Annotated in this window: 1 protein-coding gene and 1 pseudogene; both read left to right on the top strand. The window is 62.5% G+C overall.

The window, feature by feature from the left end:
- Positions 1-23 precede the first annotated feature (23 nt).
- Positions 24-1,274 (top strand): tyrosine-type recombinase/integrase, encoded by a 1,251-nt coding sequence (locus ON23_RS28020; RefSeq protein ID WP_039781905.1) that lies wholly within the window; start codon positions 24-26, stop codon positions 1,272-1,274.
- Positions 1,274-1,402, top strand: a pseudogene (locus tag ON23_RS39465) (cytidine deaminase); the annotation flags it as partial. The gene ON23_RS28020 and the pseudogene ON23_RS39465, both read left to right, overlap by 1 nt.

Below are 1,402 nucleotides of genomic sequence, written 5' to 3'. Positions count from 1 at the left end.
TGTGAACTACGGGAGGCTGCACGATGAGCAACGGCGACGGATGGATCCAAAAGAAGGTGCGTGTATCTCCGCGTACCGGAAAAACCACCACTCGATTCATCGCGCGCATCACCCCACCCGGGCTGCCCGAAGAATCGAAATCGTTCATAAAACACGGGCGGCCGAACGAACCCGGCACCGCGGCGCATTGGCTGGCGCAGCGCCGGGAAGAAATTCGTAGTAACACTTTCGTCAGCAAAAACGATAGGGCGTGGACATTGGGGGAATGGGCCGAAGAATGGCTCGCCGGAGTAACAGGCGTCGACAAAGACACCCTCGACGCATACGACACCGCCATCCGCCTCGACATCAAACCCGCCCAGATCGGTGACCGGCTGCTGTCCGAACTCGACCGCAAGGCCATCGTGGAGTGGATGAGCGACCTCACCGCCGCCAGGTCATGGGATGACAACTTGAAACCGCTGGCAGCGAGCACCGCCAACGGCCGCCGCACCGTGCTGGCGATGATCCTCAACGCCGCCAACGACGAAGGCCTGATGACCCGCAACCCGATGCGCCGGGTCAAGATGCGCGACGCCGATATCGACGTCGACCCCATCGACCCCGAAGAACTACCCACCCGTGACCAGGTGTGGGAGCTCTACGAGGTCGCGAAATCGGTGTCCCCTCTGATGGCCGAACAGATCATCGTGTCCGCAGGCACCGGCCTGCGACCGGGGGAGTTGCTGGGGTTGCGCCAGCGCGACATCCGGGACGGCGAAATTCATGTCGTGCAACAGCGGAAACTGAAAAACACCAAAGTCAAATTCGGTGCGCCGAAATCGCGAATGTCGCGCCGCCGCGTACCGATCGGCGACGAGGTCGCCGCCGCGATCGACCGCCACCTGGAGAAGTTTCCCGAAGAACGGGACGAGGGCGTGCTGTTCATGTGGAAGAACGGCAAGCACTGGCACCGCAACACCTGGGCAGCCAACTGGCGCAGAATCCGCGATAAGGCTGGCATGTCCGGGATGAGGTACTACATCCTCCGCCACTACTACGCATCTGTACTCATCGATGGCGGCGCATCCCCGCGGCTCGTGATGGAGCGGATGGGCCACACGTCCTCGGTCTACACCTTGGAGCGGTATGCGCGGCTGTGGCCCGGCGCCGAAGACGGGACGCGCGAACTGATCGACTCCGGGCTGAGACGGGACAAAAACGGGACAAGCGAGAATCCGGCGACCGACGAGCCGGTCGAGCTGGACGCCGACGACTGGGAAGATGAGGACTGATGGACGCGAATCGTGTTGACTGGGATCTGTTGCGTAGCAAGGCATTCGACGTCATGAGCAACGCCTATGCGCCCTACTCGAGATACCCGGTCGGGGCCGCCGCGTGGACTGATCGCGGGGTGGTCACC

The sequence above is a fragment of the Nocardia cerradoensis NBRC 101014 genome (genome assembly GCF_000308535.1).
GTDB classification, from domain to species: Bacteria; Actinomycetota; Actinomycetes; order Mycobacteriales; family Mycobacteriaceae; genus Nocardia; species Nocardia cerradoensis.
This window is presented reverse-complemented; position numbering and strand designations above follow the sequence as displayed.

Excerpts from the sequence above, each read along its gene's own strand:
- ON23_RS28020 (WP_039781905.1), top strand. The coding sequence starts at position 24 with ATGAGCAACGGCGACGGATGGATCCAAAAGAAGGTGCGTGTATCTCCG.